Annotated in this window: 14 protein-coding genes; 7 read left to right on the top strand and 7 right to left on the bottom strand. The window is 58.5% G+C overall.

The window, feature by feature from the left end; translation table 11 throughout:
• Window positions 1–110 precede the first annotated feature (110 nt).
• The 3 genes from putA (at window position 111) to ACJ8PN_RS09760 (ending at window position 4,873) form a co-directional block, all read left to right on the top strand.
• Complete coding sequence (gene putA, locus ACJ8PN_RS09770) at window positions 111–4,082, top strand: trifunctional transcriptional regulator/proline dehydrogenase/L-glutamate gamma-semialdehyde dehydrogenase (protein WP_351106148.1); 3,972 nt, start codon at window positions 111–113, stop codon at window positions 4,080–4,082.
• 162 nt (window positions 4,083–4,244) lie between these two features.
• Window positions 4,245–4,448: a type II toxin-antitoxin system HicA family toxin gene (locus ACJ8PN_RS09765; RefSeq protein ID WP_015378230.1), complete on the top strand. Its 204-nt coding sequence runs from the start codon at window positions 4,245–4,247 to the stop codon at window positions 4,446–4,448.
• A gap of 11 nt (window positions 4,449–4,459) precedes the next feature.
• Complete coding sequence (locus ACJ8PN_RS09760) at window positions 4,460–4,873, top strand: type II toxin-antitoxin system HicB family antitoxin (RefSeq protein ID WP_004934737.1); 414 nt, start codon at window positions 4,460–4,462, stop codon at window positions 4,871–4,873.
• Between the two features lie 29 nt (window positions 4,874–4,902).
• Here the strand turns inward: ACJ8PN_RS09760 and tcyN are convergent, their stop codons facing one another.
• From tcyN to ACJ8PN_RS09725, 7 genes are all read right to left on the bottom strand, one after another.
• The gene (tcyN, locus tag ACJ8PN_RS09755; protein WP_015378232.1) at window positions 4,903–5,655 is read right to left on the bottom strand and encodes an L-cystine ABC transporter ATP-binding protein TcyN; all 753 of its coding nucleotides are present in this window, start codon (window positions 5,653–5,655) and stop codon (window positions 4,903–4,905) included.
• A 3-nt stretch (window positions 5,656–5,658) separates the two neighbouring features.
• A complete protein-coding gene (tcyL, locus tag ACJ8PN_RS09750; protein WP_033643498.1) occupies window positions 5,659–6,321 on the bottom strand; it encodes a cystine ABC transporter permease in 663 nt (220 codons plus the stop codon).
• On the bottom strand, window positions 6,321–7,121 hold the full coding sequence (gene tcyJ, locus ACJ8PN_RS09745) for a cystine ABC transporter substrate-binding protein (protein ID WP_171454235.1): 801 nt from the start codon (window positions 7,119–7,121) through the stop codon (window positions 6,321–6,323). Before tcyJ ends, tcyL begins: the two co-directional genes overlap by 1 nt.
• Before the next feature lie 115 nt (window positions 7,122–7,236).
• Window positions 7,237–8,229 carry a D-cysteine desulfhydrase gene (locus ACJ8PN_RS09740; RefSeq protein WP_004934750.1) on the bottom strand — a complete coding sequence of 331 codons (993 nt, stop codon included), beginning with the start codon at window positions 8,227–8,229 and terminating at the stop codon, window positions 7,237–7,239.
• Window positions 8,230–8,353: 124 nt separating this feature from the next.
• A complete protein-coding gene (gene fliZ, locus ACJ8PN_RS09735; protein WP_004934751.1) occupies window positions 8,354–8,863 on the bottom strand; it encodes a flagella biosynthesis regulatory protein FliZ in 510 nt (169 codons plus the stop codon).
• 54 nt (window positions 8,864–8,917) lie between these two features.
• Window positions 8,918–9,640 carry an RNA polymerase sigma factor FliA gene (locus ACJ8PN_RS09730; protein WP_004934752.1) on the bottom strand — a complete coding sequence of 241 codons (723 nt, stop codon included), beginning with the start codon at window positions 9,638–9,640 and terminating at the stop codon, window positions 8,918–8,920.
• 182 nt (window positions 9,641–9,822) lie between these two features.
• Window positions 9,823–11,067: a FliC/FljB family flagellin gene (locus tag ACJ8PN_RS09725; RefSeq protein WP_171454236.1), complete on the bottom strand. Its 1,245-nt coding sequence runs from the start codon at window positions 11,065–11,067 to the stop codon at window positions 9,823–9,825.
• A 281-nt stretch (window positions 11,068–11,348) separates the two neighbouring features.
• Here ACJ8PN_RS09725 and fliD point away from each other — a divergent pair, with 281 nt between their 5' ends.
• The 4 genes from fliD to ACJ8PN_RS09705 all read left to right on the top strand — a co-directional run bounded on the left by fliD (window position 11,349) and on the right by ACJ8PN_RS09705 (window position 14,732).
• Window positions 11,349–12,764 (top strand): flagellar filament capping protein FliD, encoded by a 1,416-nt coding sequence (gene fliD, locus ACJ8PN_RS09720; RefSeq protein ID WP_171454237.1) that lies wholly within the window; start codon window positions 11,349–11,351, stop codon window positions 12,762–12,764.
• A gap of 26 nt (window positions 12,765–12,790) precedes the next feature.
• Window positions 12,791–13,201, top strand: a complete 411-nt coding sequence (gene fliS / locus ACJ8PN_RS09715) for a flagellar export chaperone FliS (protein WP_004934758.1) — start codon at window positions 12,791–12,793, stop codon at window positions 13,199–13,201.
• Window positions 13,201–13,569, top strand: coding sequence for a flagella biosynthesis regulatory protein FliT (gene fliT / locus ACJ8PN_RS09710; RefSeq protein ID WP_038876898.1), 369 nt, complete (start codon window positions 13,201–13,203; stop codon window positions 13,567–13,569). The genes fliS and fliT overlap by 1 nt, the downstream gene beginning before the upstream one ends.
• Window positions 13,570–13,877: 308 nt before the next feature.
• On the top strand, window positions 13,878–14,732 hold the full coding sequence (locus ACJ8PN_RS09705; protein ID WP_442534854.1) for a helix-turn-helix transcriptional regulator: 855 nt from the start codon (window positions 13,878–13,880) through the stop codon (window positions 14,730–14,732).
• Window positions 14,733–14,742 lie beyond the last annotated feature (10 nt).

Genomic DNA, 14,742 nt, shown 5'->3' with positions numbered 1-14,742 from the left:
TTGTCTGCATTCTTAACCCACACATCTCACGAACCTATCCCAACAGGCTTTCCGGCCTGCTGTTTGTCTAGCCTGATGGGATAGGTTCTAAACACAGGAGTTGGACAGGCATGGGCACTACCACAATGGGCGTGAAACTCGACGAGGCAACACGCGACCGGATCAAGAGCGCCGCGCAGCGCATCGATCGCACGCCGCACTGGCTCATCAAGCAGGCCATCTTTAATTACCTCGAGCGCCTCGAGAGCGGTACCGATATCCCTGAAATTCCAGCGCTGGCCGCAGCGGGCCAGCCTGAAGCGGACGACATTATGCCGCAAGCGCAGGAAGAGTCACACCAGCCATTCCTCGATTTCGCCGAACAAATTCTGCCGCAGTCGGTGACCCGCGCCGCTATCACCGCCGCCTATCGCCGCCCGGAGACCGAAGCGGTGCCGATGTTGCTCGAACAGGCGCGATTACCCGCCGATCTTGCACAGGCCACTCACAAAATGGCCTATGGCATCGCCGAGAAGCTGCGTAACCAAAAAAGTGCAAACGGCCGCGCCGGCATGGTGCAAGGCCTGCTGCAAGAGTTCTCCCTCTCCTCGCAGGAGGGCGTGGCGCTGATGTGCCTGGCGGAAGCGCTGCTGCGCATTCCGGACAAACCGACCCGCGACGCCCTGATCCGCGACAAGATCAGCAACGGCAACTGGCATTCGCACCTGGGGCGCAGCCCGTCGCTGTTCGTCAACGCCGCGACCTGGGGCCTGCTGTTTACCGGCAAGCTGGTGTCCACGCATAACGAAGCCAATCTGTCCCGCTCGCTGAACCGCATTATCAGCAAGAGCGGCGAACCGCTGATCCGCAAAGGCGTGGACATGGCGATGCGCCTGATGGGCGAACAGTTCGTGACCGGCGAAACCATCGCCGAAGCGCTGGCCAACGCGCGCAAGCTGGAAGAAAAAGGCTTCCGCTACTCCTACGACATGCTGGGCGAAGCCGCCCTGACCGAAGCCGACGCCCAGGCCTACCTGGTTTCCTATCAGCAGGCTATCCACGCCATCGGCAAAGCCTCCAACGGCCGCGGCATCTATGAAGGCCCCGGCATCTCCATCAAGCTGTCCGCCCTGCATCCGCGCTACAGCCGCGCGCAGTACGAACGCGTCATGGAAGAGCTTTACCCGCGCCTGCTGTCGCTGACCCTGCAGGCACGCCAGTACGATATCGGCATCAATATCGACGCCGAAGAAGCCGACCGCCTGGAGATCTCGCTCGATCTGCTGGAGAAACTGTGCTTCGAGCCGCAGTTGGCCGGCTGGAACGGCATCGGCTTCGTGATCCAGGCCTATCAGAAACGCTGTCCGTTCGCCATCGACGCGGTGATCGACATGGCGCAACGCAGCCGCCGCCGCCTGATGATCCGTCTGGTGAAAGGCGCCTACTGGGACAGCGAAATCAAACGCGCCCAGATGGACGGCCTGGAAGGCTACCCGGTTTACACCCGCAAGGTGTACACCGACGTTTCCTACCTGGCCTGCGCCCGCAAGCTGCTGTCGGTGCCGAACCTGATCTATCCGCAGTTCGCGACCCACAACGCCCATACGCTGAGCGCCATCTATCACCTGGCCGGCAACAACTACTACCCTGGCCAGTATGAATTCCAGTGCCTGCACGGCATGGGTGAGCCGCTGTACGAGCAGGTGGTGGGTAAAGTGGCCGACGGCAAACTGAACCGCCCTTGCCGCATCTACGCGCCGGTCGGCACCCATGAAACCCTGCTGGCTTACCTGGTGCGTCGCCTGCTGGAAAACGGCGCCAACACCTCGTTCGTCAACCGCATCGCCGACGCCACCCTGCCGCTCGACGAGCTGGTGGCCGATCCGGTCAGCGCCGTGGAAACGCTGGCGGCCAGCGAAGGTCAAATTGGCCTGCCGCATCCGCGCATCCCGCTGCCGCGCGAGCTGTACGGCGAGAAACGCGTTAACTCCAGCGGTCTGGATCTGTCCAACGAACAGCGTCTGGCCTCGCTCTCCAGCGCCCTGCTCACCAGCGCCAGCCATCCGTGGCGCGCGGAACCTATCATCGATGCCGAATTGGATCAGGGCGTGGAGCAGCCGGTGATCAACCCGGCCGAGCCGGGCGATGTGGTCGGCTACGTGCGTGAAGCCACCGAAGGCGAAGTCAGCCGCGCGCTCGACGCCGCCGCGGCCGCCGGCCCAATTTGGTTCGCTACGCCGCCAACGGAACGCGCCGCGATCCTCGAACGCGCCGCCGAACTGATGGAAAGCCAGCTGCAAAGCCTGCTGGGCATTCTGGTGCGCGAAGCGGGTAAAACCTTCAACAACGCCATCGCCGAAGTGCGTGAAGCGGTCGACTTCCTGCACTACTACGCCGGCCAGGTGCGCGACGACTTCGCCAACGACAGCCACCGCCCGCTGGGCCCGGTGGTTTGCATCAGCCCGTGGAACTTCCCGCTGGCGATCTTCACCGGCCAAATCGCCGCCGCGCTGGCGGCGGGCAACAGCGTGCTGGCCAAACCGGCCGAGCAAACGCCGCTGGTGGCCGCGCAGGCGGTGCGCATCCTGCTGGAAGCCGGCATTCCGCAAGGCGTGCTGCAGCTGCTGCCGGGCCAGGGTGAAACCGTCGGCTCGACGCTGGTCAACGACGCCCGCGTCCGCGGCGTGATGTTCACCGGCTCCACCGACGTCGCCGGCATTCTGCAGCGCAGCATCGCCGGTCGTCTCGATCCGCAAGGCCGTCCGACGCCGCTGATCGCCGAAACCGGCGGCCTGAACGCCATGATCGTCGACTCTTCCGCTCTGACCGAGCAGGTGGTGACCGACGTGGTAGCCTCCGCCTTCGACAGCGCCGGCCAGCGCTGCTCCGCGCTGCGTATCCTGTGCATTCAGGAAGACGTGGCCGAGCACACGCTGCAAATGCTGCGCGGCGCGATGGCCGAATGCCGCATGGGCAACCCGGAGCGCCTGTCTACCGACGTGGGCCCGGTGATCGACGCCGAAGCCAAAACCGGCATCGAGCGCCACATCCAGGCGATGCGCGCCAAAGGCCGCAAGGTGTACCAGGCCGCCAAAAGCAGCGCGCAGGATGAAAAAGAGTGGGCGCGCGGCACCTTCATCAAGCCGACGCTGATCGAACTTGACAGCTTCGACGAGCTGCAAAAAGAGATCTTCGGCCCGGTGCTGCACGTGGTTCGCTTCCAGCGCAACAATCTGGACGCGCTGGTCGATCAGATCAACGCCGCCGGTTATGGCCTGACGCTGGGCATCCACACCCGCATTGATGAAACCATCGCCCGGGTGACCGAACGCGCCAAGGTCGGCAACCTGTACGTCAACCGCAACATGGTCGGCGCAGTGGTCGGCGTGCAGCCGTTCGGCGGCGAAGGCCTGTCGGGCACCGGCCCGAAAGCCGGCGGCCCGCTGTACCTGTACCGTCTGCTGGCCAACCGTCCGGAGGACGCGCTGCAACGTACGCTGCACCGCCAGGACGAAGAGCGCCCGATGGAAGCCACCGCGCGGCCGCAGCTGTTGGGTGCGCTGCAATCGCTGGAGAAATGGGCGGTCACCAGCCAGCACGGCGAACTGGCGGCATTGGCGCAACGCTATGCGGAACTGGGCCAGGGCGGCACCGTACGTCCGCTGCCGGGCCCGACCGGCGAGCGCAATACCTATGCCCTGCTGCCGCGTGAACGCGTGCTGTGCCTGGCGGATAACGAAGCCGACGTGCTGATCCAGCTGGCCGCCGTGCTGGCGGTTGGCAGCTGTGCGCTGTGGCCGGAAGCGGAACTGCAGCGCAATCTGTTCCGCCGCTTGCCGAACGATGTGCAGGCGCGCATCGCCTTCAGCAAAGACTGGCAGCAGGACAAGGTCGAGTTCGACGCCGCCATCTACCACGGCGATGCCGACCAGCTGCGCACCCTGTGCGAGCAGATCGCGCAGCGCGGCGGCGCCATCGTCTCGGTGCAGGGCTTCGCTCACGGTGAAACCAACATTTTGTTGGAACGCCTGCTGATCGAACGTTCGCTGAGCGTCAACACCGCCGCCGCCGGCGGTAACGCCAGCCTGATGACCATCGGTTAATGCATCCTCAAGGCGGCAATACATTGCCGCCTGATTTGCTCACCGCTACGCAAACCCTGCACTTGTGCAGGGTTTTTTATTGTCCGCAGCCGATCAGCCGTTAGCGTATTAATCTTCTTGCCTGAGAGTGTGTATGGTGTGTAGATTAATGACAATAACATCGTGAAGAGTTCAGAACTGATTGCGCTGCTGGAAAGCCACGGTTGGGTATTGCGGCGGGTAAAAGGCAGCCACCATCAATTCAAACATCCCGATTTTGCGCTGATCATCACCGTGCCGCACCCAAAGAAAGATCTCAAGCTGGGCACGCTGCGGCAGATACTTAAAGACGCGGGGTTAAGTGCGCTTCACATCGCCACGCGTTAACAGGAGAGACCATGTTTTATCCCGCTTATATCCATACAGAATCAAACGGCAGCGCCAGCGGTTTCTTTCCCGACGTCCCTGGCTGCTACTTCGCCGGCACCAGCCTGGACGACGCTTTTGCCGATGCCCAAAGCGCACTGGATGCGCACTTTGAGTTGTTGAGCGAAGACAATCAACCGCTACCGCGCCCGCATGCCGTCGCAGCCCATCTTGCCAAAGGTGCGGGATCCTTCGAGGGAGGACAATGGCTATTGGTCGCTATCAATATGGATAAATTTGACGGCCGAGCCGAACGGATTAACATCACGTTGCCCCATCGCCTGTTAAGTCGCATTGACTCTCTGGTTCGGCAACATCCGGGATACGGCAGCCGCAGCGGATTTCTCGCTGCCGCCGCGCGCAATGAATTGTTGAAAGCGGAGTGAATGCAGTCGGGGGAAACGCCCCCGACGCCTTATTGATTCCGGAACTTGTCGAGGAATTGCTGGGTGCGCTGATGCTGCGGATTGGCGAACAGCGCTTTGGCCGGGCCCTGTTCGACGATGCGGCCGTGATCCATAAAGATAACCCGATCGGCCACGTCGCGAGCGAAGCTCATTTCATGGGTGACGATCACCATGGTACGTTTCTCTTCCGCCAGTGAACGCATGGTATTGAGCACTTCTCCCACCAGCTCGGGATCGAGCGCCGACGTCGGCTCGTCGAACAAAATCACCTCCGGCTGCATCGCCAGCGCGCGCGCGATCGCCACCCGCTGCTGCTGCCCGCCGGACAGCCGACGCGGATAAGCCGCCTCTTTGCCGCTCAGCCCCACCTTGGCCAGCAACGCGCGAGCGCGCTGTTCGGCGCTGGCTTTCGCCTCGCCTTTAACGATAACCGGCCCTTCGATGATGTTTTCGAGCACCGAACGGTGCGGAAACAGGTTGAAGTTCTGGAACACGAAACCGACCTGCTGGCGCAGCGCACGCACCTGATTTTTCTGTTTGCTCAACGGCTTGCTGCCGTCGATCAGGATATCGCCGACGCGAATGGTGCCGGAATCCGGCTCCTCCAGCAGGTTGATGCAGCGCAACAAGGTGGTTTTCCCTGAGCCGCTCGGGCCGATGATCGCCACCACTTCACCGGCGTCCACCGCCAGATCGATCCCATGCAGCACCGTCTGACCTTTGAACTGCTTGGTCAATTGCTTAACTTCAATGGCACTCATGCGTTACTCCTGATCCTGGCGATTAACGTGGGCTTCCAGACGGTTTTGCAGTGCGGAAAGCAGGGTCGCCATCACCCAGTAAATCAGCGATGCCGCCAGGTACATGGTGAACACTTCCAGCGTGCGCGAGGTGATGAGCTGCGCCTGGCGGAACAGTTCCGGCACCTGAATGGTGGCGGCCAGCGAGGTGTCCTTCACCAGGCCGATAAAACTGTTGCCCAGCGGCGGCAAGGCGGTGCGCGCCGCCTGCGGCAGGATCACCCGGCGCAGGGTTTGCCAACGGGTCATGCCGATGCTGGCGGCGGCTTCCCACTGCCCTTTGTCGATCGACGAAATCGCCGCGCGCAGCGTTTCTGAGGTGTAGGCGGCGGTATTGAGCGACAGGCCAATCAGCGCCGCCGGGAAAGGATCGAATTCAACGCCGAACTGCGGCAGACCGTAATAGATCATAAACAGCTGGGCGATCAGCGGCGTGCCGCGGAACAGCGATACGTAAATGCGCGACAGCCATGACAGCGGCCAAAGCGGCGAAAGGCGCATCAGCGCCAGCAGAAACCCCAGCAACAGGCCGAACGCCATACCGCCCAGGCTAAGCTGCAGCGTCAGTATGGCGCCCTTCAATAAAAATGGCGCTGAATCCAGCGCCAGTTGAATACTTTCGTGCATTATTTAGTTACGTCCGCGCCAAACCATTTTTCGGAGATCTTCGCCAGCGTGCCGTCTTTTTGCATCTCGGCGATCGCCTGGTCAATCGCGGCCAGCAGCTCTGGGTTATTCTTGCGCAGCGCCACGCCGGACTCCTGGCGGGAAAAGGCCGGGCCGGCCACCGCCAGCGTATCGCCGGTTTTTTTCACCAGATCCAGCGCCGCCAAGCGATCCACCAGAATGGCGTTGATGCGGCCGACGCGCAGATCCTGATACTTGGTCGGGTCGTCGTCGTAGGTGCGCACGTCCACGCCCTGCACATTCTCGCGCAGCCATTGCTCATAGTTGGTACCCAGGCCAACGCCGACCTTTTTGCCCTTCAGGTCATCCGGCTTGGTAATGGTGCCTTCGTTGCCTTTTTTCACCAGCGCCTGAATGCCGGAAACGGTGTAAGGGGTGGAGAAATCATATTTCTTCTTGCGCTCATCGGAGATTGTCACCTGGTTGATCACCACGTCGATGCGTTTTGACTCCAGCGACGCCAGCATGCCGTCCCACTTGGTCGGGTTCAGCTTGGCTTTCACGCCCAGATGTTGCGCCAGCGCGTTGGCGAAATCCACTTCGAAACCGGTCAATTTGCCGTCTTCACCCTGGAAGCTGAACGGCGGATAGGTGCCTTCCAGCCCAACGATCAGCGTGCCGCGCTGTTTCACCTGCTGCAGCAGGTTATCGGCGGCGTAGGTTTGCGTCGTCACACCGGCGGCCAACGCAATACCCACCACGCCCAACAACCATTGACGACGAACTTTCGCAAACATCATAAACACCCCTGTATGTTGTTTATCTTTTTTGATATCAGCACTTTAACAGTGCAACCGCCCGCATAAAGGAATATAACCTTATAAATATAGTTCAAAATGGAATAACACGCGGTGTTTACACCTGCGGATGGTAGGCGAACAGCGCCGGCGCACCGCCGGTGTGAACGAACAGGATGGGACCTTCGTCGCGGAAACGCCGCTGGGCGATGCCGTCGATCAAACCGGCCATCGCCTTGCCGGTGTATACCGGATCCAGCAACACGCCCTCTTGCTGCGCCAACAGCTGCACCGCCGCCATGCCTTCTTCATTCGGCATGCCGTACTGCGGCGCGAAGTAATCGTCCCACAGCGCGATCGGCGCCAGTTCGTCAATATTCAGCGAACAGGCCAGGGCCTTTTGGATCTGCTCAACCTTCGGCAGCTGATCGATCACGGTGCGCGAAACCGTCACGCCGATCAGCTCGGTTTCCGGCAACAGCTGCTGCAGCCCCACCGCCAGCCCGGCGTGGGTACCGGCGCTGCCGGAGGCCACCACCACCGAACTGAACGCCACGTTGCTGCGTTGGCTCTGTTCGGCGATTTCCAATGCGCACTGCACGTATCCCAGCGCGCCCAGCGCATTGGAGCCGCCCACCGGCACCACGTAAGGCCGGAAGCCCTGCGCCTCGAGGCGCGTCGCCAGTTCCGCCAGCTGCTGCTGCGGATCGTGCAGCGCTTCGCACATCACCACTTCGGCGTTGAACAGGCCGAGCAACAGACGGTTGCCGTTGGTCAGGTAGTTTTCCGCGCGGGTATCGATCGGGTTTTCCAGCAACGCGACGCAGTGCAGGCCCAGTTTCGCCGCCACCGCCGCCGTCTGGCGCACGTGGTTGGATTGAATGGCGCCGGCGGTGACCAGCGTATCGGCGCCTTGCCGCAGCGCATCGGCGGCCAAAAACTCAAGCTTTCTCAGCTTGTTGCCGCCCATCGCCATAGGCGTGACATCGTCACGTTTAAGGTAAATTTCACGGCCGAGGTAATCGGAGAGACGGGACAGTTTTTCCAGCGGTGTGGCGACGCCAACCAGATCCAGACGCGGAAATTGCGCCAGTTGTTGTTGCAGGTTCACTACTTCCCCCCAGGGAATCGAATATCAACATCTGATAACCGATAGATTTAGCAGATGTGAACTGAATAATCATCCTTTATCACGGGGGAAACAGCAGACCCCGGCCCAGTGGCCGGGGAAAGTCTCAGTAGCTGCGCTGCCAGGCGAGATACTGATCGTACTTGCGCAGCGCAATGCGGTAGTTGTTGTGTGCCGCGGTAGGCAGATCGTCGATGATGCGCTGATGGCTGGCGCTGTTGGCGAATTTGTCCGCCGGGTAATTCCGCGCCACCAGCATTTCATCCAGCCGGCGCAGCCGCACCACGTACTCGCGAATGGTGCTGTGGCTCATCTCGGTCTGTTCGAACAGATACTGCTTGAACGCCATAATGTCGAAATAACTCGGGTGGCTGTTGCAGGAAATCTCGCTGCAAAAGCGGCACAGCGCGGTCAGCTCGTGCTGCACGTTTTGCCAGACCGCATCGTCGATCGGCTGATCCATGCGCGCGATGGCTTCTTTATTGATTATCTTGCCGCGAAACACCAGCGCCATGCGGTCCAACAGTTTGCCGCACTGGGAGCAATGGGTCTGGCTGTGCTTGTAATCTTTCAGGTAACGGCTAAGCGGCCGTTTCTTCAACAGTATTCCTGGCATAAGGGGCAGTCCGATTGTCGCATGAGTCATCGAGTTGGGGGCGGCGCTCCGCCGTCAGGTATCGTTCGCCAGCCGCGCGCGCAGCCGTTTGATCGCCTGACTGTGCAGTTGGCTGACGCGGGATTCCCCCACGTCCAGCACGGCGCCGATCTCTTTGAGATTCAACTCTTCCTGGTAATACAGCGTCAGCACCATTTTTTCGCGCTCCGGCAACGCCTCGATGGCGTCGATCACCCGCTGGCGCAGGCTGCCTTCCAACAGGTGATGCAGCGGGTTGGCCTCTTCATGCCCTTCCAGCATCGGTTCCGCGTTCTCGCCATGCTCCTCGCGCCATTCGTCGTAGGAGAAAAGCTGGCTGTTATTGGTGTCCAACAGAATTTGACGGTACTCATCCAGCGAGATGTTCAGCGTCTGCGCCACTTCCGTCTCGCTCGCCGGACGGCCGTAACGCTGTTCCAGTTGCCGCATCACCTGCGCGACCTCGCGCGCGTGGCGCCGCACGCTGCGCGGCACCCAGTCGCGGCTGCGCAACTCGTCGAGCATCGCGCCGCGAATGCGCTGCACCGCATAGGTGGTAAAGGCGGTTCCCTGTAGGGCGTCATAACGCTCAACGGCGTTTAATAGCCCGATTCCCCCGGCCTGCAACAGGTCGTCAAGCTCCACGCTGGCGGGCAGCCTGACCTGCAGGCGCAACGCCTCGTGGCGCACTAACGGCACGTAGCGCAACCAGAGAGAATTTTTGTCCATCACGCCTTCGGCGGTATACAGATCGCTCACTATGTCTTAAACCTGCGGATAAGAGAGTCAGCGCTATTATGCGTAGGGGGCAGAATGCCAATCGGCTGAACAGTCGCACAAAACGGGCTTTATTTGCGCCATGTAATAACCGCGCGGTGCGCGAGCATAAAAAAACCCCGCCGAAGCGGGGTTTCTTTGCGACAGTTAATCGGGAGAGACGATTAACGCAGCAGGGACAGCACGTTCTGAGTAGACTGGTTAGCCTGTGCCAGAACAGAGGTGCCAGCCTGTTGCAGGATGTTGGCACGGCTCATGTTGGACACTTCGGTCGCGTAGTCAGCATCCTGGATACGGGACTGAGAAGCGGACAGGTTGTTAACGGTGCTGTTCAGGTTGTTGATAACAGAATCGAAACGGTTCTGTACCGCACCCAGGGAAGAACGCAGGGAGTCAACCTGAGACAGCGCTTTGTCCAATGTTGCCAGCGGGTCGGCAGTTTTTGGCTCGGAGCTCAGTTCTGCGCCACGAGTAACTTTACCGTCTTTGGCCACTTCAGCTTTGAAGTATTTACCAGCGTCTTCGATGATGTAAGACTTACCGTTGTCGTAAGATTTCAGGTTGTCGGTGTCAGCTTTGTCACCAGACACAGCTACTTTTTCCTGAATGCTGGAAACGGATGCGGCAGTACTCAAAGTACCTTTCAGAGTTGCACCAGCTGCAGTAGTGTCGATGGCGGTAACTTTACCATCGGCGCCGATAGTGGCTTTATAGAAGTCGCCTTTGGTATCTGCTGCGTAGATGTCGCCGGATGCGTCATCTTTAACGTATTTTGCCGGATCATCAGCACCCGCTTTCTTACCGTTGGTATCGATAGCAATGCTTTTACCGGTAGACACTTCGGTAACGGCACCACCGATTTTAGCTTTATCCACGCCACCGGCAACGCTGAAGGTTTCCAGGCCCAGGGTTTTGGCGTTGATGTCTTTCAGTTCGATGTCGATGGTTTCGTTATCGTTAGCACCAACCTGGATGGTCAGCTTCTGATCGCTGCTCAGCACTTTCACGCCGTTGAAATCGGTTTGCTCGGAGATGCGGTTGATTTCAGACAGACGCTGAGAGATCTCGTCCTGGATGGACTGCAGGTCGCTGGAAGAGTTGGAACCGTTCTGCGCCTGTACGGTCAGACGACGGATGTTCTGCAGGTTGTCGTTAACTTCGTTCAGCGCGCCTTCAGTGGTCTGCGCCAGAGAGATACCGTCGTTGGCGTTGCGAGAAGCCTGAGTCAGGCCCTTGATGTTAGCGGTGAAACGGTTGGAGATCGCCTGACCCGCAGCGTCGTCTTTCGCGCTGTTGATACGCAGACCGGAAGACAGACGCTCAATCGCAGTGCCCAGAGAAGACTGAGATTTGTTCAGGTTGTTCTGCGCCATCAGCGACAGGCTGTTAGTGTTGATTACTTGTGCCATTGTTTGCTTTCCTTACGAGTCAGTTGCGTTCTTCGCAACACGGTTAAAAGGTTCGGGCTTGTTTGCCCACGGCGTCAACCACCGTCCCCTCAGGTATCGGCCCTCCCCTAACAACCTTTAGCAATTTTTTAAAAATTTTTGCGTTTACGGCAATGGCGAAAATAACGCGGTTTTTCCCTCTTCTATTGCGCCATCGGTTTTTTATTTTTTTCGGTAAACTTTTTCGCCACTGGGCCGATAACGCGTAAAGCGAATAAAGTCATTACCAAGGAGAAGCACGAATGGCATCGATCAGTTCATTAGGCATCGGCTCAGGACTCGACCTCAACGGTTTGCTGGACAAGCTGACCAAAGCGGAACAACAGCGCCTGACGCCATATACCACCCAGCAAACCAGCTACAACGCCCAATTGACCGCTTACGGCACGCTGAAAAGCTCGCTGGAGAAGTTTGACAATCTGAGCAAAGAGCTGGCCAAGCCAGAGTTCTTCAACAACACCACTGCCACTAAGCACGATCAGTTTACCGTGACCACCACTAACAAGTCGGTGCCGGGTAACTATTCGATTGAGGTCTTGAAACTGGCACAGCCGCAAACGCTGACCACTCAGACGCCGATTGCCGACCAGCAGGCCAAGCTGGGCACATCGGGCAGCAGCGATCGTTCGATTAGCATCACCGCCGGCAACCCGCCGAAAGAAACAAAAATCCCGCTCAGCGACGATCAGACCTCGCTGGTCGAGATGCGCGACGCCATCAATAAATCGAAATCCGGCGTCACCGCCAGCATCATGCGCGTCGGCGACAACGACTATCAATTGGCACTGAGCTCCACCACGCCCGGCGAAAAGAACACTATTGCGGTACAGGTCAACAACGACGACAAATTGGGTGCCATCCTCAACTACGATCCAAAGACGCCACCTAAAGATAGCAGCACAGCCATGAAGCAAACCGTGCCCGGTCAGGATGCGGAAATTGTCGTCAACGGGACGAAAATCAAGCGCAGCACCAACTCGATCGCCGATGCCCTGCAGGGCGTCACCCTCGACCTGAAAACCACCACCAAAGCCGGCGAACCGCAAAACCTGGTGATCGGTATCGATAAAAGCGGCAGCGCCGATAAGATTAAGGAATGGGTTGATAACTACAACTCGCTGCTGGACACCTTCAATTCGCTGACCAAATACACTCCGGTCAAACCTGGCGAAGCGCAGAACGCCAAGAACGGTGCGCTGCTGGGCGACAATACCCTGCGCGGTATTCAGTCTTCGATCAAAAGTGCCCTGAGTGCCGCGCAGGACAACCCGGAGTTGAAAGGCTTGGGCAACCTCGGCATCACCACCAACACCAAGACCGGCAAACTGGAAATCGACAGCACCAAGCTGAATAAAGCCATCGACGAAAAACCGGAGCAGGTCGCCAACTTCTTCGCCGGCAACGGCAAAGACACCGGCATGGCCACCGAGATCCACAACGAGATCCAAAATTACATCAAAGCCGGCGGCATCATCGAGAACTCGACCAAAAGCATCAACACTAACCTCGATCGCCTGAACAGCCAGATCACCACGGTCACCGCCAGCATTCAAAACACTATCGACCGCTATAAGCAGCAGTTCGTTCAGTTGGATACCATGATGTCCAAATTGAGCAGCACGGGTAACTACTTACAGCAACAATTCTCGGCAAAGTAACCCTTTAACAAGGTAAAGAAAACAGCATGTATAACCGTAGCGGCACTCAGGCCTATGCACAGGTCAGTCTGGAAAGCGGCGCCATGAGCGCCAGCCCGCACCAGTTAATCGTGATGTTGTTCGACGGGGCGCTCAGCGCCCTGCTTCGCGCACGCATCCTGATGAACCAGGGCGATATCGCCGGCAAAGGCATGGCGCTCTCCAAAGCCATCAACATCATCGACAACGGCCTGAAAAGCGGCCTCGATCCTCAGCAGGGCGGCGAGATCGCCGAAAACCTGGCGGCGTTATACGACTATATGAAGCGTCGACTGATGCAGGCCAATCTGCACAACGACGAAGCGGCGATTGCCGAGGTGGTCAAACTGCTGGAAAACATCGCCGACGCCTGGCGCCAGATCGGCCCCAACTACCAACCTTCGCAGGACGCCGTGTAATGGAACGTCAACAGCAGCTGTTAGCCGCTTATCAACAAATTTATAGCCTGAGCAGCCAGATGATCGCGCTGGCGCAAACCGGGCGCTGGGAAGAGCTCGTCGAGCTTGAATTCGCCTACGTGACGGCGGTGGAAAAAACCGCCGCCTTTACCGGGCAAGCCGGCCCGTCCATGGCGTTGCAGGAGATGTTGCGCAATAAGCTGCAACAGATCCTCGACAACGAAACCGAGCTCAAACGTCTGTTGCAGCAACGGATGGATGAGCTGAAAACGCTTATTGAACAGTCGACGCGCCAAAACGTGGTCAACAATACCTACGGCCAGTTTCATGATCGTGCGCTGTTGCTGGGGGAACCACAGGTCCGATAAGATCGACAACACTGACGAAAATAGATTAAATAGCACTATGCGCTATTACTCTCGGGTTACGTTAGGATATTAATCTATGGCATTTGAATTATTCAGTTCATGGGTAATTGGTAAAATGCGCGTTTCGAGCCTGGCTCTCACTTTAATGGATAAACATCATCCCGACACGGACGTTTTCTGTTCAGCAGGAAATTGATTTTTGATAGATAAAACACGCCGCTGTGTTTCACGGCCCATGGAAAAATGTTGCTCCAACGCTGATCAAAGCGTAAAGATATTCTCAGATAATGGCTGCGAAATGAATATCGATGGAACGTACAATTAATCTCTGTCCTGGAATTGGCGCCTCAGCGCACATCATTCAGCATACTGAATTATTATTCCCTTCAGTCTATTTTGAGCAACCACATCTGTATCTGATACAACAAGGCCATAAGCGCGTACGCTGGCAACAACACGAAGTGGTCGCTCATCCCGGCGAGCTGTTGATTATCGACGGGGGGCAAACGGTGGACATTATTAACGGCCCGTCCGAAGACGGCGTATTCAGCTGCCAGTTGCTGACCTGCGATCCCCTGTTGCTCACCGTCCAACCTCCGGCCGAGGAAACGCCGGCGCCGATGCCGATGCCGTTCGAGGCTGTCCTGGCGCTGCGCAACCTGCCCTGCGCCCTCAAGCACAGTTTTGAAACCACCGGTCTGGCGCTGACGCTGCGGCAACGCTTTCCCACCATCATCGTGCGGCACAAAATGCTGGAAATTCTGCTGTGGCTGGCCCAATTCGGCATTCGCTTTATTCACAACGAAGCCAAGGATCTGACGCAACGCGTGCGCCGCTGCCTGGCGACCGACCCGCACAGCATTTGGACGGCGGCCAAAGTCGCAGAAAGCCTGTCGATGAGTGAAGTGATGTTGCGCCGCAAACTGTCGATGGAAAATACCGCATTGCGTAATCTGATGATCGACGTGCGCATGAGTAGCGCGCTGGCCCTGCTGCAGTCGACCGACTGGCCGATCTCCGCCATCGCGCAACATGTGGGTTATGAAAGCGCATCGCGTTTCGCCGAACGTTTTCGCAAACGCTTCGGTTTCGCGCCTACCGCCATTCGCGGCCATCAAAGGATTATGGAACCTGCCTTTGAACAGCATTACGGTTCCGGCTAATCAATGGCGG

The organism is Serratia sp. CY76391, from assembly GCF_052166695.1.
Classification (GTDB): domain Bacteria; phylum Pseudomonadota; class Gammaproteobacteria; order Enterobacterales; family Enterobacteriaceae; genus Serratia; species Serratia nematodiphila.
Note: the sequence above shows the minus strand (reverse complement) of the source record. Positions and strands in the feature narration are given on the sequence as shown.